The sequence below is a fragment of the Phenylobacterium sp. CCH9-H3 genome (assembly GCF_001557235.1).
Classification (GTDB): domain Bacteria; phylum Pseudomonadota; class Alphaproteobacteria; order Caulobacterales; family Caulobacteraceae; genus Phenylobacterium.
The window spans coordinates 1-18,183 of record NZ_LSJI01000062.1 but is presented as its reverse complement, the minus strand read 5'-3'; the positions used below and the strand labels follow the sequence as shown (position 1 = coordinate 18,183).

Genomic DNA, 18,183 nt, shown 5'->3' with positions numbered 1-18,183 from the left:
GCTTAGCTTCCGTTGACAGTCAGCGAACACGGGTGGACCGTGAACACGGCCGAATGGGGGGCGCGCCGCCTCCCCGTTTGGCTTGCGCTTTAGCGGCGTAACGGCGGACCACGGGCCAAAAAGAGCTCGGGACGCCCCTGGGAGGAACAATATGAAGGATATCCGCACTCTTCGGAGTTGGCTGGCTGTTGGCGTTTCCGCCACGGCCTTGACCGCGATCGCTATGCCCGCAATGGCCCAGACGGCCGGGGCGAACGTGATCGAAGAACTGGTCGTCACGGCGCAGAAGAAGGAGGAAGCCCTCCAGGACGTGCCGATCGCCGTCTCGGCCTTCGACCAGAACGCGCTCGAGAAATCCAAGATCGACGGCGGCCCGAACCTGGTTCTGGCCGTGCCGAACGTGAACTTCTCCAAGGGGAATTTCACCGGCTACAACTTCCAGATCCGCGGCATCGGCTCCAAGCTGGTGGCCGGCTCGGGCGACGCCGGCACCGGCATCCACCTGAACAACGCCCCGCTGATCGCCAACAACCTGTTCGAGACCGAGTTCTACGACGTCGAGCGGGTGGAAGTGCTGCGGGGCCCGCAGGGCACCCTCTATGGCCGGAACGCCACCGGCGGCGTGGTCAACCTGCTGACCGCCAAGCCGAAGGACATCTTCGAGGGCAACCTCCGCGCCGAATACGGCAACTACAACACCATGAAGGCGCGCGGGATGATCAACATCCCGCTGGGCGAGACGCTCGCCGCGCGCTTCGCGGGCTCGTACCTGAAGCGCGACGGCTTCGGCGAGAACCTGGTCACCGGCAACGACGCGGACGATCGCGACCTCTACGGCGTCCGCGCCACCATCGCCCTCAACCCCACCGACCGCTTCCGGGCCTGGGCGATGTGGGATCACTTCGAGGAGGACGACAACCGCTCGCGGATCGGCAAGCAGTTCTGCACCAAGGACAACGGTCCGGCGAACGTCGGCGGCCTGGGCTATTCGACCGCCGCCGGCGGCCTGATCGGCCAGATCCAGCGCGGGCTGTTCAGCCAGGGCTGCTCGGCCACCTCGCTGTACGATCCGAGCGCGCTCGGCACCGTGAACTCGCAAGCCACGCTGGGCGGCCTTTTCGGCGCCCTGGGCGGCTTCCAGACGGGCGACGCCTACGCCGGCAAGATGCAGACCCCGAACATCCGGGACATCGAGTCGACGTTCGACCCGATCTACAAGTCCAAGACCGACATCTATGAGTTCAACGCCGCCTTCGACGTCACCGAGAACCTGACGCTGAACTGGCTGTCGGCCTACACCTTCTACAAGCTGTACACGCGCCAGGACTACAACCGCTACACGCCGAGCACGAGCTTCAACACCACGCCGAACCCGGTCAATGCGTTCGCGGCGGTGCCGAACTATGCCGCGATCTACGCCAGCCTGTTCCCGGGCGGCAGGATCAACGACCCGCAGAACGGCGCGTTCAACCGCTTCACCACCAGCGACATCTCCTCGGCCTACACCGAGCAGTGGAGCCACGAGATTCGGCTGCAGTCGAACTTCGACGGGCCGTTCAACTACAACATCGGCGGTATCTTCTCGCGCTACCAGGCGACCGGCGACTACTACGTGATGTTCAACACCGGGACCGGCTACTACCAGATCAACAACCTGCTCACGACCGGCAACGCCAACTGCGCGGGGGCCGCCCCCTGCGTGGCGATCGATCCCAACGCCGATCCGAACCGCAGCGGCCACAACTACTACGACAGCTACGGCCCCTACGACCTGACGTCCTACGCCGCCTTCGGCGAGTTCTACTGGCAGATGTCCGACAACTTCAAATGGACGCTCGGCCTGCGCTACACGGTGGACAGCAAGGAGGTCGAGAACCACTCGGTCGTGCTGGGCACGCCCGGCGTCGGCATCGGCGGCCCGCTTCCCGGCGCGCCGGCGATCCTGAAGACCAAGTTCAAGGAGCCGACGGGCCGCTTCGGCTTCGACTGGAAGCCGGACCTGGGCTTCACCGATGAGACCCTGGTCTATGCGTTCTACTCGCGCGGCTACAAGGCCGGCGGCCTCAATACGCCGCCCAGCCCGGGCATCGGTGTGGTTCCCGTGCCGGCCACCTTCGAGCCGGAGTTCATCAACTCCTACGAGATCGGCACGAAGAACACGCTGCTCAACGGCACGATGCAGCTGAACCTGACCGGCTTCTACTACGATTACAAAGGCTACCAGGTCTCCAAGATCGTGAACCGCGCCTCGACCAACGAGAACATCGACGCCGAGGTGATGGGCGCCGAGTTCGAGTCGATCTGGCAGCCGGTCGAGGGCCTGCGCCTGAACGCGGCGATCGGCTACCTCGACACCAAGATCAAGAACGCAACCTCGATCGACACCTTCAACCGGACCCAAGGCAACGCGGGCCTGACCCTGGTGAAGTCGAGCGCGGCCTCGAACTGCGTGGTGTCGACGGCGGCCGCGGCCACGGCCCTGGCCATCTCCAACGGCCAGGTGCCGGGCTTCACGCCCAACCCGTTCAACCTGCTCGGCGTCTGCACCCTGGCCTCGGCCGCCGGGGCGGGCACGAATATCAACGGCACGGGCGCGATCGCCGCCGGCACCAACGCCTTCGGCGGCCTGGTCTCGGAAGGCGTCACCGTCGACCTCGACGGCAACAGCCTGCCGAACGCGCCGCATTGGACCATCTCGCTGGGCGCCCAGTACACCTGGACGATGGGCGACTGGGACGCGACGCTGCGCGGCGACTACTACAAGCAGACCAAGACCTACGCCCGGATCTACAACTCCGAGGCCGACCGGATCAAAGGTTGGGACAACGTCAACCTGACCCTGACGGTCGAGAACCGGGACCTGGGCGTCGAGCTGGCGGGCTTCGTCAAGAACGCCACCAACGAAAAGGCGATCACCGACTTCTACCTCACCGACGATAGCTCCGGCCTGTTCCGGAACGTCTTCTATACCGAGCCGCGCACCTACGGCGTCTCGGTGACCAAGCGCTGGTAACACCCAGCCCTTCCAGGGGAAGCCTTCGGGGGCGGCGGAGCGATCCGCCGCCCCTTTTTCGTGCCCGGCCGGCAACAGCGCGCCGCTGATCACCACAGAACGGGCCCGTCCGGCCGCTGATTCACCCTTTTTTGACTGAACGGTACGCATCGAACGCGTTAGGTCGCCGCACGAGTCCCCCATCAGGGACCGAATTGAGCGACCGTCGTTCTATTTTGCACGAAGGATTCGAAAATGCGGTCTTTTCGCCACACTATGAAAAAAGCGGCGTCCTAACGGCGCAAGTTATCACCGTACAGTTGACGGAACCGCTCGGACACATTGAGGGTCCGCCGCCCGGACGCCTCCCCGCGTCCGTTCCAACAATATCAAAAGCACGAGACCGGCCGGCGACCCCGTCCGCGCCTCGGGAGGATTTCATGGCTCGCAAAACCGCGCCCGCGCGCGCTCTTCTGGCTGCCGGCGTCTCGTTCGTCGCCCTCGCCGCCATCGCCCAACCCGCCCTGGCCCAGGCCGCCGCCGACGAAGGTGCGACCCTTGAGGAACTGGTGGTCACCGCCGAAAAGCGCGAGCAGTCCCTGCAGGACGTGCCGGTCGCCGTTTCGGCCTTTACGTCCGAGAAGCGGGATATCGCCGGCATCACCGGCATCCAGGACTTCGTGAACTTCACGCCCGGCATGAACTATTCCGGCACCGACCGGGTCAGCCTGCGGGGCGCCGGCCGTAACACCTTCTACATCGGCAACGACCCGGGCGTGGCGTCCTATTCGGACGGCTTCTACTCGGCCTCGTCGTCCGAACTGTTCAAGACCCCGCTGTTCATCGAGCGGACGGAAATCCTGCGCGGTCCGCAGGGCACCCTGTACGGCCGTAACGCCATCGGCGGCGCGATCAACCAGATCTCCAAGCGCCCGGCCCAGGAGTTCGGCGGCGAAATCCGTGCGTCCTACGGCAACTATGACCGTACGCGGATCGAGGGCGTCGTCTCGCTGCCGGTCGCCGAGAACCTGCGCTTCAAGGTCGGCGGCAGCCAGGACCATCAGCGCGAAGGCTTCATCAAGAACATCGGCACCGCCAACGAAGGCGCCAAGATCAAGCGGACCTACTTCGAGTTCCAGGTCGAGGCCGAGCCGACCGAGAAGCTGTCGATCTTCGCCCGCTACAATCGCTCCAGCTGGGACGACACCCTGGGCGTCGGCGACCGCCTGTCGAACCTGGTCACGCCCTATGACACCACCCGCGTGTTCGGCCTGATCGGCCAGCTGCAGGTGAACCCGCAGTTCGGCTATGCGACGCCGAACCCGGGCGTCGAGGATCCCTACGTCCAGAACACGAATACGAACGGTTATGGCCAGCTGCGTGGAAACCACGTCCTGACGACGACGGTGACCTACGACCTGGGCTTCGCCTCGTTGAAGTACATCGGCGGCTTCCAGCAGTACAATTACCAGACCGGCGGCGACTATGACGGCACCAGCCGTACGACTGCCATCAGCGTCCCCGGCATGCTGGTCCCGTACTTCCCGACCCAGACCACCGATTTCGACGAGCACAAGCGCTACTACTCCAACGAGATCAACCTGACCTCGAACGGCGACGGGCCCTTCCGCTGGATCCTCGGCGTCTACCAGTACGAGGAAGAGTACCGCCAGCGCATCCAGCTCGGTAACCCCAACCAGTCCCAGTTGGCCAACCCGCTGACCCTGACCGGCGCGCCGGCCGCTCCGAACCCGCTGCGCAACTTCGCCGACACCCAGGCCACGCTCGACTCCAAGGCCTACGCGGTCTTCGGTCAGGCCACCTACGAGCTCAACGATCAGTTCGCGGTGACCGCCGGCATCCGCTACACCAAGGACAAGAAGGAAGGCACCGAGTTCCAGCGGCTGATCATCCAGTCGCCGGCGATCGCAGGCGGCGCCGCGGCGTTCGACGTGTCGTCGGACATGGATCCGACCACGCCGGGCGTGCAGAACTTCCGCTCGCTGAAGAACAGCTGGGACGCCGTCACCGGCGTGCTGAACCTGGACTGGACGCCGGACACCGACACCCTCGGCTACGCCAAGTACAGCCGCGGCTACAAATCGGGCGGCTTCCTGCTGGGCACCCTCTCCTCGCAGCCTGAAGCCAAGCAGGAACAGGTCGACGCCGTCGAAGTCGGCCTGAAGAAGACCATCGCGCGCCGGTTCCAGATCAACGCGGCCGCCTTCTACAACGACTACAAGGACCTGCAGCTCAACCTGTCGCAGCTGAACGCGGCGGGCACGGCGGCGGCGAACAACTTCGTCAACGTCGACGCCGAGGCCTACGGCCTGGAGCTGGAAGCCATCTGGCGGCCGATCAACAACCTCGATCTGTCGGCCAGCTACGGTTACCTGCACACCAAGATCACCAAGGGTTGCTGCTTCTACGATCCGGCGGATCCGGGCGCGCTGGACCCCAACGCCACCCCTTCGGGCGGCGTGGTGGTCTCGAACGGCACCCGCCTGGTGTTCCAGACCCTCAAGGGCTCGAAGATCTACCAGTCGCCGGAGAACAAGTTCGCCGGCAACGCGAACTACACCTTCGACTTCGAACCGGGTTCGCTGATCCTGTCGGCGACCTACACCTGGACGGACGAGACCTTCTACCAGCCGTTCAAGAGCGCGGCGAACAAGGTGAAGGCCTACGACGTCACCGACTTCCGGGTGCTGTGGAACGATATCGACAATCGCTACACCCTGATCGGCTACGTGAAGAACGCCTTCGACAACAAGGGTTACACGTCGAATGGCTCGACCACGCCCACGGCGATCTTCGACAACCCGAACCCGGGCACGACGTCGATCGTCCAGACGCGCACCGCCATCACGCGCGGCCTGATCCAGCCCCGCACCTACGGCGTGGAGCTGCAGTACCGCTTCTAGTTAAGGCGCGTTTCCTCCCATTTACGTGCCCACTTGGGGCGGCGGGCTTCGGTCCGCCGCCCTTCTTCTTTGCCGCCGTCGCGAACTGGACGGGGGGGCCCGCCACACGCCGCCTTTTGACGCAGCCTACGAGAATCCCGGCCGGCTGCTCCGGGATTTAACCTCTGCGCAAGTGCTCGCCCCACAGAATGAGTACCTAAAGGTTCCTCGTTTCCCGGCGGCCCATGTCCCTGCCCGAGTTCTTCTTCGACCGCGTCACGGCCGACATCCGCCAGCAGATGGACGGCATGCTCGCCATGACCGGCCAACTGGGGCGGCAGCGCCTGACGCCGGACGGGGAAGCGTGCGTGGCCAGCGTGGCCGAGGCCGCCGAAGCCGTACGGCGTATGCTGGACACCGCGCTGGACCTGAAGTCCGTGGCGGACGGCGTGCGGATCGAGGCGGAGCCCATCCGCCTTCGCGAACTGATGGATGAGATCGAGGCGCGCTGGCAGCCGCGCGCCGGCGCCGCCGGGATCACGCTCCTGGTCTCCTACGACGGCGATCCGGAAGCTGCGGCCATGGGCGACCGCAAGCGTCTCCTGCAGATCTTCGACGGCTTCATCGGCGAGGCGGTGGCCGCGCAGGCGCGCGGCGCGGTCGAGGCCGGCCTTTTCGCCCATTCCGGCCCCGATGGCGTGCGTTTGGAGGGCCGCGTTCGTGGCCCCCGCGATTCCGGGTGGGACAAAACCGACGAGGAAACCCGGATCCGCGCCATCGAGGAGCGCCTGGGCCTGGAAGTGGCCCTGGGCGCCATGCTGGCGCGTCGTCTGCTCAAGAGCCTGGACGGCGAGCTGCGGAAGGAGGCCAACGCCGGCGCCTCCGATACCGCCACCTTCGAGCTCCAGCTCGCGCCGATCCCCGAGACCGTGGAGGAGCCTGTCGAGGAGACCGGCCGCGCCGCGCACATCCTCGTGGTCGACGACAACGCCACGAACCGCATGGTGGCCCAGTCGCTCGTCGAGATGTTCGAGTGCACCAGCGAGTCGGCGGAGGACGGCGAGGAGGCGGTCGAAGCCGCGCGCACGGGCCGGTTCGACCTGATCCTGATGGACATCAAGATGCCGCGGATGGACGGGATCGCCGCCACTCGCGCGATCCGTGCGATCCCCGGCCCCGTCGGCGTGGTGCCGATCATCGCCCTGACCGCCAACGCCGATCCGGACGACGCCGAAGCCTATCTGGCCGCCGGGATGAACGGCGTCGTCGAGAAGCCGATGAAGCCCGAGCACCTGCTCGCGGCCCTCCAGCAGGCGCTGGATCCGCAGCGCAGCGCCGCGGCGGCCTAGACGGTTTCACCTGCAACTTTCTTGCGTCGGGCGGCCCTATTGCGCCCCCGGCTGCAATCCCTTAGGTCGCGAGCTCCTGTTTTGGGGGAGTTTTATGTCCGAGGCGAAGACGGGCTCCGCGCCGTCGCTGGACGCGGTTCGCCAGCGTATCGACGCGCTGGACGCCGAACTCCTGCGCCTTGTGGACGAGCGCGCCTCCCTGGCCCGGGTCGTGGCCGCCGCCAAGCGCGCGGCCGGCGACGGCGACAAATTCGCCCTGCGCCCCGGCCGTGAGGCGGCCATCCTGCGACGCCTGATCGCCGCCGAGCGGTCCGCAGCCGGTCCGGGCCTGGTGGTGCGGATCTGGCGGGAGATGATCGGCGACAGCCTGTCGGTCCAGGGCCCGTTCCACCTCAACGCCTGGGGCGGCAAGGATCCGGGCCGCGTGGTGGAGCTGGCGCGCCACCGCTTCGGCGCGGCGCCGCCGCTGCGCCAGTTCGCCAAGGCGGAGGAGGCGCTCGCCGCGGCGCGGGCCCCGGGCGGCGTGGCCGTCTGCGCCCTCGCTCCCGACAGCGCCTGGTGGGGCCGCCTGCTCGCCGAGCCGCAGCTCAAGGTGTTCGCCGCCCTACCGTGTCTCGCCGCCTGGGGGCCGATGTCGGCCCTGGCCATGGCCGCGGTGGACGTCGAGCCGACCGGAGACGACCGCACGTTCTGGGTCACCGACGCCCCCGGCCCCGCCGCGGGCGTCGAAGAGGCGCTGGGGCGCGACGGCGTCGCCGGCGAGCTGGTCGCCGAGGCCGGCGGGTTGAAGCTGTTCATGCTGGCCGGCTTCTACCAGCGCGAGGACGAGCGCCTCGCGCGGGCGCCCGGCCGGCTGAGCGGCGTGATCGGGGCTGCGCCCGCTCCGCTGGACGTGTAAGACGACGCCTCCGCCGCAACGCTTCCGCTCGCTCCTGGCCACGCCCCGCATGCCCGACACCGCCGATCCCGTGAACCGCGCCCGCGCGGCCAAGCCGCTTCCCAAGCCGGGGATCATGGACATCCACGCCTATGTGCCCGGAAAGGCGCAGGCGGACGGGGTGGCCAATCCGATCAAGCTGTCCGCCAACGAGAACATCCTGGGCGCCAGCCCGAACGCGCGAGAGGCGTTCGTCGGCGCGGTCGACGAGCTGCAGGTCTATCCCGACAGCCGCACCACCATCCTGCGGACCGCCATCGCCGAGCGGTTCCGGCTGGAGCCGGAGCGGTTGATCTTCGGCTGCGGGTCGGACGAGGTGTTCGCCCTGCTGAACCAGACCTTCCTCGAGCCCGGCGACAACATCGTGCAGGGCGAATACGGCTTCGCCGCCTTCGCCATCGGCGCACGCGCCTGCCAGGCCGACGTGAAGCTGGCCAAGGAGCCCGGCTACAGGATCGACGTCGACGAGATGCTGAAGGTCGTCGACGAGCGCACGCGGCTGGTCTTCCTGGCCAATCCTGGCAATCCCACCGGCACCTGGATCCCGTTCTCCGAGGTTCTGCGCCTGCACGCGGCGCTGCCGCCCAGCGTGGTGCTGGTGCTGGACGGCGCCTATAGCGAGTTCGCCACCGACCCGGCGTTCCAGGATGGGCTGGATTTTGCGCGCGGGACGGAGAACGTCGTGGTCACCCACACCTTCTCCAAGCTGCATGGCCTCGCCGCCCTGCGCGTGGGCTGGGGCTATGCGCCGGTCGAGATCGCGGCGGCGGTCGACCGCATCCGCCTGCCGTTCAACACCTCGATCGCCGGTCAGCGGGCGGCCGTGGCCGCGCTGGCGGACGAGGACTTCCAGGCCCGGTCGATCGCCCACGTCGAGCAGTGGCGGTCCTGGCTGGCCCAGCAGATCGGCGGGCTGGGGCTGGACATCGTCGGCCCCTCGGCGACCAACTTCGTGCTGATCGGCTTTCCCAAGACGGGCAAGACAGCGGCGGCGGCGGACGACTTCCTCAGCGCGCGCGGCCTCTTGACCCGCCGGGTGCTGAACTACGGCCTGCCCGATCACCTGCGGCTCACGATCGGCCTCGAAGAGCACAACCGCGCCGTGGTCGACGCCCTGGCCGAGTTCATGAAGGCCTGACGATGGGCGAGCCCGTGTACGCGAAGATGGCGGTGGTCGGCTGCGGCCTGATCGGATCGTCGGTGATCCGGGCGGCGCGCGAGGCGGGCGCGGTCGGCGAGATCGCGGTCGCGGAGACCTCTGCGCCGGCGCGGGAGCGGATCGTGGCCCTGGGCCTGGCCGACGCCGTGTTCGACGATGCGGCCGAGGCCGTGCGGGACGCCGACCTCGTGGTTTTCGCCGTGCCAGTGATGTCCATGGCCGCCGCCGCCAAGGCCGCCGCGCCCGGCCTGAAGGCCGGCGCCACCGTCACCGACGTGGGCTCGGTCAAGGCGCATGTGGCCGACGCCCTGACGGCGGCGCTGCCGGACAGCGTCTTCGTGGTCCCTGGCCACCCGATCGCCGGCACCGAGCAGTCGGGCCCCGACGCCGGCTTCGCCGAGCTGTTCCAGAACCGCTGGACCATCCTGACGCCGGAGGCCCGGGAGGACGAACCCTACCGCGAGGCGGTGGCTGAGCTCGCCCGGTTCTGGACGGCGCTGGGGGCCCGGGTCGAGGAGATGGACCCCAAGCACCACGACCTGGTCCTGGCCATCACCAGCCACCTGCCCCACCTGATCGCCTACAACATCGTCGGCACCGCCGCCGACCTGGAGGGCGTGGCGGAGGCCGAGGTGATGAAGTACTCGGCCGGCGGTTTCCGCGACTTCACCCGCATCGCCGCCTCGGACCCCACCATGTGGCGCGACGTGTTCCTGACCAACAAGGACGCCGTGCTGGAGGTCCTGGGCCGGTTCACCGAGGATCTCCAGGCCTTGAGCCGCGCCATCCGCTGGGGCGAGGGCGACAAGCTGTTCGACCTGTTCAGCCGCACCCGGGAGATCCGGCGCGGCATCGTCGCCATGGGCCAGGAAAGCGCCGAGCCCAACTTCGGCCGCGACCGCGGCAAGCACTGATCCGCCACAATCGCGCAATAAGCGGGTAACGTCGGCGAGCTCAACTCGCCCTCCAATTTCGGAGAGAGACGACCCGATGCGCAAGCTTGTTTTCGCCGCCGCCGCCGCCCTGCTGGCCAGCGCCGGGGCCGCCTTCGCCCAGATGCCGGCGCCGGCCGACATCATCAAGAACTGGGACAAGAACGGCGACGGGGCCGTGGACAAGGCGGAGTGGACCGCGGCGGGCCGGCCGGCCGAGCGGTTCGACGCGGTCGACGCCAACAAGGACGGCAAGGTCACCGCCGCCGAGCTGGACGCGGCCATGGCGGCCATGCGCCAGCGGGGCGGCTGACCCCTCGAGGAGGCCGGGTTGACCGGCCTTCTTTTTGGCGCGATATTCACCCTTAGAGGTGAATATGTTGGACGAGACGCTGATCGCCATCGCCGACCCCACCCGGCGGGCCATCCTGAGCCGGCTGGCTGAGGGGGAGGCGCGGGTCACGGATGTGGCGCGGCCGTTCGCGATCTCGCTGAACTCGGTCTCGAAACACATCCGGATGCTGGAGCGGGCGAAGCTGGTCCGGCGGCGGATCGCGGGGCGGGAGCACTTCCTGGCCCTGACCCCCGCGCCGCTGGACGAGGCCGCGGACTGGATCGCGGAGCAGAAGACGCTGTGGGCCTGGCGCCTCGGCGAACTGGAGAAGGCGCTGACCGATGGCTGAGCTGACCGTCACCCACCGCTACCCCTTCCCGCCGGAGAAGGTGTTCGACGCCTGGCTGGACCCCAAGGTCGCCTCGCGGTTCCTGTTCACCGCGCCCGGCGGACACATCGTGCGCTGCGACATCGAGGCCCGGCCCGGGGGACGCTTCACCATCGTCGACCGGCGCGAGGACGGCGACATCGAGCACGTGGGCGGCTACCTGGAGATCGACCGGCCGCGCCGCCTGGTCTTCACCTTCGGCGTGCCGCAGTTCGACCCCACCGAGACGACGGTGACGGTGGAGATCGTCCCCGACGGCGACGGCTGCCGCCTGACGCTCACCCACACCGACGTGCCGCCCGAGTGGGTCGAGCAGGACCGCGAGGGCTGGACGATGATCCTGGGCGCCCTGGAGGCGGCGATCTAGCGGGCCTTCAGCCCCTCGCCCCACCAGCCGGCCTCGCCGCGGGCGCAGGCGGCGAGGTCGTCCATGATCTGGCCCTGGCCGACGCCGTCCAGGGCCATGTCGATCAGGGGCTTGCCGTCGATGCTGATCAACGCGGTCTTGGCCCGCCGCAAGGCGAACTGGGCCTGGCTGTCCAGGCTTTGCTCCGAGAACATGACCTCCTCGTCGTAGCCCGGCTTGAAGTCGAAGCTGTACTTGTCGGTCTCGAACCGCCCCTTGCGGCCACGCTTGAAGGCCTTGTCACCGAGGACGCTGAAGCCAATCTGTCCGCCGGCGGCGAGCAGGGCGAAGGTGTACTTGTCGTCCACAGCGGCCAGCGCGGTGCAGATCCCGTTCTCGTTGTCCGCCATCATGCGCCAGAGCCCGTCCTTGTGCTCGGCGACCGCGGGCTCCGCCCCCACGCCCTTGCCCCACCAGCCGCTCTCGCCCTTGGAGCAGGCTGTCACGCCGTCCAGGGCCGACTCGAAGCCGGTGCCCTCGAAGGTCATGGAGGCCACCATCCGGCCGCCGGTCAGGACGCGCACCTGCCGGGCCAGGCGCAGGGCGGCCAGGGCCCGGGCGTCCAGGTCGCCTTTGAAGTAGAGGGTGGTGGAATCCTCGCCGTAGCTGGGCTCGAAGTCGACTCCATAGGCCTCGGTCTCGATCCGCCCCGTCTTGCCGCGGGCAAGGGCCGTGCGGCTGAAGAGGGCAAAGGTGACGTTCCCGTCCACCGCGCGCAGCGCGAAAACCGAGCCGCCCTGAAGCGTCATGCTGGCGGCGCAACCGCTTTCGTCGGCGTCGATGCCCCAGTAGCCCTCCTTGTTCATCACCGCATCCTCCGGAGCGGCATGGGCGGGACCGCCGGCGACCAGAACGGCCGCGGCCAGGGCGATGAGCGGACGCACTTTCACGATCGATCCTTCCTCCGACGGAGCGCGGAGGATGAAATGCAACCGTGAATGTTCCCCTACTCCGCACTCGCTTCAAGCGTAGCCGTTAGGCGACGTCGTTGTAAAGAACAAATCACGAACACCAGAAGCGCCGCCCCCCGGCCTACGCCCCCTCCACCTTCAGGAACGCCTCCACCTGCTCGATGGCCTCCACGAGCGACACCCGTTGCAGTTCGACGCCGGGCGGCAGGCCGGAGAACAGGCGGGTGGGGGCGGCGGCGTCCAGCATGACGAAGACGCCCTTGTCGTCGGCGCGGCGGATGAGGCGGCCGAAGGCCTGGGCGATGCGGCCGCGGGCGATGGCGTCGTCGTAGGTCTTGTTGCCGAACCGGGCTCTACGGGCCTTGTGCAGGATGTCCGGGCGCGGCCAGGGGATGCGGTCGAAGACCAAGAGGCGCAGGGAGCGGCCCGGCACGTCCACCCCGTCGCGCACGGCGTCGGTGCCGAGGAGGCAGGCGTCCTGCTCGGCGCGGAAGATGTCCACGAGGGCGCCCACTTCCAGCGGGTCCACGTGCTGGGCGTAGAGGGCCAGGCCCTTGTCGGCCAGGGGCGCGGCGATCCGCTCGTGCACCGCCTTCAGCCGGCGGATGGCGGTGAAGAGGCCCAGGCCCCCGCCCCCGGCGGCCAGGAACAACTCGCGCATGGCGGCGGCCACCTGGCGGGCGTCGTCCTTGCTGACGTCGGTGACCACCAGGGCCCGGGCGTTGGCGGCGTAGTCGAAGGGCGAGGCCAGTTTGAGCGTCTTGGGCCGCTCGGGCAGGCGCGCGGCGCCCGTGCGCATCTCGGCCAGCGCGAAGGGGTCCTCCAGCGTCGGGTCGGCCAGGGTGGCGGAGGTGACCAGCACCCCGTGGGCCGGGGCGATGACGGCGTTGGTCAGGGGCTCGGTCGGGTCGACCCAGTGGCGGCGGCAGGCGGCGTCGACCACCCGGCCGTAGAGGAAGGTGCCGTCGAACCAGTCCACGAAGTCGGGGTCGTCCTCGGCGTCCTCGTCGATGGCGCGCAGCATGGAGCGCCAGGCCGGCAGGGTCATGCGGGCGCGGCGGTCCAGGCCCCGCAAGGCCCCCTCCATCCTGGCGCGTTCGGAGCCGGACAGGGTCTCGGCCTCCTGGTCCATGACGTCCTCCAGCGCCCGGGCCAGGGCCAGGAGCGGCGCCTCCAGGCGCGAGAGGGCGACGGCGGCGTCGCGGGCGGTGGCGCGGACCAGGTCGAGGGCCGGGCGGGCGGCGCACTCCATGCCCACCTCCGACGGCTGGGACCGGGCGCGAAGCTGCTCCAGCACCGCGACGATGAAGTGCTCGATCGGCCCGATCGGATTGACCTCGCCGTTGGGGTTGGCGATGCGGCCGCTCCAGCCCTCGCCCGGCAGGGCGGCGGCGCCGCGGATCGCCTCGTCCAGGGCGGCCCGCGCCTCCTCCCGGTCGCCCAGCATGTCGAGCAGGCGGGCTTCCAGGCCCCGACCACGTCTTCCACGACCTTCCGGCCCGCGGATCCAGCGGCGCAGCTCGGCCGCCTCGGCGCAGGAGAGGGCCGCGGAGAAGGCGCTGTCCGCCGCGTCGAACAGGTGGTGGCCCTCGTCGAAGACGATGCGGCGAAGCTGGGTGGTCTCGGTGTCGCCCTTGGACCCGCGCGCGGCCCGGGCGCCGTCGAAGGCCGCCTGGGTCATGACCAGGGCGTGGTTGGCGATGACGATGTCGGCCCGCCGCGAGCCGCGGATCGCCTTTTCCACGAAACAGGCGCGGTAGTGCTGGCAGCCGGCGTGGACGCATTCGCCGCGCCGGTCGACGAGGTTGGCGGCGCTGGCCTGGGCCGCCGGGGGCACGGCGAACAGGCCGGGCAGCCAGGCGGGGAAGTCGCCGCCGGTCATGTCGCCGTCGCGGGTGGCCCGGGCCCAGCGGGCGGTCAGGGCCATGCCCACAAGGTCGGACCCGCCGAGCTGGGCGGCGTTGGCCTGTTCCTGGAAGTTCAGCAGGCAGAGGTAGTTCTCGCGTCCCTTGCGCACCACCGCCTTCTTCTGGCGCACCTTCTCGTCGGGCCAGATGGCCCGGCTCTCGCGCTCGATCTGGCGCTGGAGGGCGCGGGTGTAGGTGGAGACCCACACGGCGGGGCCGTTGGCCTCGGCCCACAGGGAGGCGGGGGCCAGGTAGCCCAGGGTCTTGCCGACCCCGGTGCCCGCCTCGGCCAGCATCATGTTGGGCTCGCCCTCGCGGTCGCGGGGCTGGAAGGCGTGGGCGGCCTCGGCGGCGTAGTCGGCCTGGGCCGGGCGCGCCTCGTCGAGGCCGGCGCTCTGCAGCAGGGACCGCAGCCGCGCGGCGGCGTCGGCGGCGCGGATGGGCTTGGACCCCGGCTCGCCCGGCGGGGCCTCGGCCTCCCACTCGGGGATGCGCATCCAGACGTCGAGGCCGGACGAGCGGAACTGGTTGCCGGCGGGCGCCGAGCGCAGGGCGCCCAGCACCGCCGAGCCCCAGGGCCAGCCGGCCCGCGCCAGGGTCTCGGCCACGGCCAGCGCCTCCTCGCGGGAGGGCTGGGGCGCGGCGGCGAGGTCGGCGAGCAGGGCGTGGACGGCCTGTTGCAGGCTGGCCGCTTGGCTCTCCGGCCCCTTGGGCTCGGGCAGGCCCAGGGCCTGAGCCAGGCCCGCGGCGGACGGGGCGGTGAACTGGGCCGGCCGGACGAAGGCGAAGAGCTCGAGGGCGTCGAAGATGCGCGGGCTGCGCGGCGGGGCGTGCAGGCCCAGGCGCCGGGCGGTCATGCCCGCGTGGGCGAGCAGGACCGGGGCGGTTTCGAAGAGGTCGCGGGCGTCGGGGGGCCGGATGGGCTGGGCGTCACCGGCCGGCGTGCAGACCGCGCAGCGCGGGCCCGGCAGGACGACGAGCGCCGGGGCGAGCGTGAGCGGAATCGGCGGGGCGGACACCGCGGGAGGTTAGGCCGGACGGGGGATGAACGGAAGGGGAACTGTGGTGGGGGAGACCCGATCTAGAATGGCACTAAGCCATCAAGATCAGAAATTAGCTCATCCACAGCCTTATCGGCACCTGTTGCCTGACGAATCGCTTTTTGCTGGAGCTCTTTCATATAGTCGAAGAAACTCATGCCGGCCGGCGGCTCGCGATTTCTTAGATCATCATCCGTAAACTTCTCTACCAATTGGCCGGCGGTATTCAAGATTCTCACAACCATGACCGGCACAATCTCTTCGTTTACCGACTCCTCTACAAACACTTTCCGCCCGTTTAACTCGAAATAGGGATCGCCAAACTCGTCGAGCTGCCAATGGATCGCTCCAAGGTCGGTGTTCTCGGAAATCTTATCTAGAAGCTTCGCGAACTTTACAGCCGTCATCAGAACACACCCCTGTGAAGAAAAGCTTCTATTTCTGATACCAACTGCTCATGCCGTCGAATAACCGATTTCGCCTTCGCCGAATCCGAAGGTCCATTTAATTGACCCCGATCTACTCGCTCGCAGTATTTTCGTATATATGATATCGCTCTATCTATATCTACTATTACTTTATCGTCCAAGGCATCCAGATTTGCCTTGATCGCCAACAACGCCCTCCCGACATCTTCATAACTTTCGGCACTATCACTCCATGCGTCGTTAGAAAGGTGTCGCTTTGCGGTATGAAGAGCGTAACTGGCGCGAGATACATCCTGCGCGGCGTCGTATCTCTTGAGTTGTATTTCGATCCGGTGAGCTTCGTTCTTTGCCGAAATCGCAGCCGTTCGAGTTCGAACTAGCTGCCACCAGGTAACTGCAAAGCCACCAAGTGTTAGACCCAGGCCGGCCACGTTGAGCCAGAATCCAACCCCCTGAACTTCAAGAGTGCTGGATTGTTCAAACGGCCATTCCCAGATCCCACCTCGGCCCGGTGCGCTTGTCAAACTCATCCCCCAGAGTGCGCCGCATATCGCCAACACCAATCGAGATCGTCAATTGTTTTGCCGCACGCGCACAGCCTCAGGTCGATTGGAAACGGAAATAGGAGGTGACTAGCCCGGCATTTCCCTTGAGCAGCGGGTGCCGAGGCGGGTGCCGCGCCGCCGGCTGTAGAGGGGTAGATGGGTCGAGGTCAGCAGCGTAAGCGCGCTCGCTGCCCTAGACGTCCTACACAACCCGGCATAGCTTAGCCGTAGAACTACAAGTCTTGGGGGGCTTATCTTGAAAATCCAATCTGTTGCGGCCTTTGCGGCCGCGCTGTCGCTTGCCTGCGGCCCGGCGCTGGCCGAGACCAAGGTGCTGGAGGGGACGGAGTTTCCGCTGCGCCTGGAGGACACCATCTCCAGCAAGACGGCGAACGAGGGCGACCGCTTCACCGTGAGCCTGATGGACGACGTGAAGCTGTCCGACGGGACGATCCTGCGCGCCGGGTATCGCGGCGTGGGCGAGGTGGTCGAGGCGCGCAAGAACGGGGCGCTGGGCAAGACCGGCAAGGTGAACCTGCGGGTCAACTACCTGAAGGTGGGCGACCAGCGCGTGCGGCTGCGGGCGGCCAAGAGCGCCCAGGGCGACCACCGCACCGGCACCCAGATCGTGACGGTGGTGCTGGTCGGCGTGTTCGCGGGCTTCGTGAAGGGCAAGAACGTGACGATCCCCAAGGGGACCACGTTCAACGCCTTCGCCGACCAGGACACGGTGCTGGAAGGGCCGATCACGCCGCCGCCGAACGACCTCTAGGGGGTTGACGTCCGGGCGTGGAATACGCTTCGCGGGGGAGGTAAAGGCCGGGGCGCGCAAAAGTGTCGGCCGGGGTGTGGCTGGTTCGTCCTCTGCGGGCGGCCCGATGGGGGTCGCGGCTTTGAGGACATGGCCGATGACGATCACGCTTTACGAGCTTCAACCCACCCGGTCGGCGCGGGTGCGCTGGACGTTGCTGGAGCTGGGCCTGCCGTTCGAGAGCATCGCGGGGCGCGAGGTGTTCGCGATGCCGGAGCTGGCGGAGATCCACCCCTTGAGCAAGCTGCCGGCGCTGCGCGATGGGGGGCGGCCGCTGTTCGAGTCGGCTGCGATCTGCAACTGGCTGGCCGACAGCCATCCGGAGGCGGGGCTGGTCGCGCCCTCGGGCACGTGGGCGCGGGCGCTGCACGACCAGTGGGTGGCCTTCACCCTGTCGGAGATCGAGGCGTTCCTCTGGCACACGGCGCGCAACATGTTCATCCTGCCGGAGGACGAGCGGCTGCCGGCGGTGTTTCCCCAGAACGCGGCGGCGGCGCGGCGGGGACTGGCGGTGCTGGACGCCCACCTGAAGGACCGGGACTGGCTGGTGGACGACCGGTTCTCGCTGACCGACATCTTCGCCGGCTATGCGGCCTGTTGGGGCGTGTGGCAGGGGATGACCGACGACCTGCCGCACCTGACCACCTATGTGGCGCGGCTGCAGGCCCGGCCGCTGTGCCCCTATCGCCAGGACGCGCCGGCGGCGGCGGCCTCGGCCTAGTTGCGGTCGCGGCCGGGGCGCCGTTCCGGCCGCGCAACTGTTCTTCTTTTGTTCTTGACGTTCGCGCGCATTTGTGAGAGGGTTCTGTCAGGGTCTCGATCTGCGCCTGGTGGCGCGGCGGGACCCTTTTTCGTTTCCGGACATCAGGGGCGGACCCATGGACGAGGTGATTGAGGCGGCGTCGCCGCGCGGGCGGCGGCCGGGCGTGAGGTTTTCGGCCGAGGTGGGGCGGGCGATCTGCCGGCGGGTGGCCGCGGGGGAGACGATCCAGCGGATCTGCGCCGACGAGGGCATGCCCAACCGGGGGACGGTGACCGCCTGGGCCAAGGCGCACGGGCGGTTCCGCCGGGCGCTGGCGCGGGCGCAGACCCTGGGCGGGTGGGACCACGAGCGGGGCGGCGGGCGGCGCTCGACCTATTG

The 18,183-nt window shown here is 68.3% G+C and carries 15 protein-coding genes; 12 read left to right on the top strand and 3 right to left on the bottom strand.

Going from position 1 to position 18,183, the window contains the following annotated elements; translation table 11 throughout:
- Window positions 1–208 precede the first annotated feature (208 nt).
- The 9 genes from AX721_RS05525 (at window position 209) to AX721_RS05485 (ending at window position 11,361) form a co-directional block, all read left to right on the top strand.
- Window positions 209–3,013: a TonB-dependent receptor gene (locus AX721_RS05525; RefSeq protein ID WP_369807892.1), complete on the top strand. Its 2,805-nt coding sequence runs from the start codon at window positions 209–211 to the stop codon at window positions 3,011–3,013.
- Window positions 3,014–3,432: 419 nt separating this feature from the next.
- The gene (locus tag AX721_RS05520) at window positions 3,433–5,916 is read left to right on the top strand and encodes a TonB-dependent receptor (protein WP_068875022.1); all 2,484 of its coding nucleotides are present in this window, start codon (window positions 3,433–3,435) and stop codon (window positions 5,914–5,916) included.
- Between the two features lie 224 nt (window positions 5,917–6,140).
- Window positions 6,141–7,244 (top strand): response regulator, encoded by a 1,104-nt coding sequence (locus AX721_RS05515; RefSeq protein WP_068875021.1) that lies wholly within the window; start codon window positions 6,141–6,143, stop codon window positions 7,242–7,244.
- Window positions 7,245–7,338: 94 nt separating this feature from the next.
- Entirely contained in the window at window positions 7,339–8,142 is an 804-nt protein-coding gene (locus AX721_RS05510; RefSeq protein ID WP_068875020.1) for a chorismate mutase, read from the top strand.
- 49 nt (window positions 8,143–8,191) lie between these two features.
- On the top strand, window positions 8,192–9,319 hold the full coding sequence (locus AX721_RS05505; RefSeq protein WP_068875019.1) for a histidinol-phosphate transaminase: 1,128 nt from the start codon (window positions 8,192–8,194) through the stop codon (window positions 9,317–9,319).
- 2 nt (window positions 9,320–9,321) lie between these two features.
- Window positions 9,322–10,254 (top strand): prephenate/arogenate dehydrogenase family protein, encoded by a 933-nt coding sequence (locus AX721_RS05500; protein WP_068875018.1) that lies wholly within the window; start codon window positions 9,322–9,324, stop codon window positions 10,252–10,254.
- 76 nt (window positions 10,255–10,330) lie between these two features.
- On the top strand, window positions 10,331–10,585 hold the full coding sequence (locus AX721_RS05495; protein WP_068875017.1) for a hypothetical protein: 255 nt from the start codon (window positions 10,331–10,333) through the stop codon (window positions 10,583–10,585).
- Window positions 10,586–10,649: 64 nt separating this feature from the next.
- Window positions 10,650–10,955, top strand: coding sequence for a helix-turn-helix transcriptional regulator (locus AX721_RS05490; RefSeq protein ID WP_068875016.1), 306 nt, complete (start codon window positions 10,650–10,652; stop codon window positions 10,953–10,955).
- Window positions 10,948–11,361, top strand: coding sequence for an SRPBCC domain-containing protein (locus AX721_RS05485; protein ID WP_068875015.1), 414 nt, complete (start codon window positions 10,948–10,950; stop codon window positions 11,359–11,361). Before AX721_RS05490 ends, AX721_RS05485 begins: the two co-directional genes overlap by 8 nt.
- On the opposite strand, the gene AX721_RS05480 is transcribed toward AX721_RS05485, so the two are convergent.
- The 3 genes from AX721_RS05480 to AX721_RS05470 form a co-directional block, all read right to left on the bottom strand.
- On the bottom strand, window positions 11,358–12,290 hold the full coding sequence (locus tag AX721_RS05480; protein ID WP_156467023.1) for a hypothetical protein: 933 nt from the start codon (window positions 12,288–12,290) through the stop codon (window positions 11,358–11,360). The two genes, AX721_RS05485 and AX721_RS05480, sit on opposite strands and share 4 nt — an antisense overlap.
- 142 nt (window positions 12,291–12,432) lie before the next feature.
- Window positions 12,433–15,237, bottom strand: coding sequence for an ATP-dependent DNA helicase (locus tag AX721_RS05475; protein WP_068875013.1), 2,805 nt, complete (start codon window positions 15,235–15,237; stop codon window positions 12,433–12,435).
- A 62-nt stretch (window positions 15,238–15,299) separates the two neighbouring features.
- Window positions 15,300–15,665, bottom strand: coding sequence for a hypothetical protein (locus tag AX721_RS05470; protein WP_068875012.1), 366 nt, complete (start codon window positions 15,663–15,665; stop codon window positions 15,300–15,302).
- An 822-nt stretch (window positions 15,666–16,487) separates the two neighbouring features.
- Between AX721_RS05470 and AX721_RS05465 the strand changes: the two genes are divergently transcribed.
- From AX721_RS05465 to AX721_RS05455, 3 genes are all read left to right on the top strand, one after another.
- The gene (locus AX721_RS05465) at window positions 16,488–17,003 is read left to right on the top strand and encodes a hypothetical protein (protein WP_068875011.1); all 516 of its coding nucleotides are present in this window, start codon (window positions 16,488–16,490) and stop codon (window positions 17,001–17,003) included.
- 136 nt (window positions 17,004–17,139) lie between these two features.
- Entirely contained in the window at window positions 17,140–17,763 is a 624-nt protein-coding gene (locus AX721_RS05460; protein WP_068875010.1) for a glutathione S-transferase family protein, read from the top strand.
- Window positions 17,764–17,920: 157 nt separating this feature from the next.
- A partial coding sequence (locus AX721_RS05455; RefSeq protein WP_197422476.1) for a hypothetical protein occupies window positions 17,921–18,183 on the top strand: 263 nt, incomplete at its 3' end.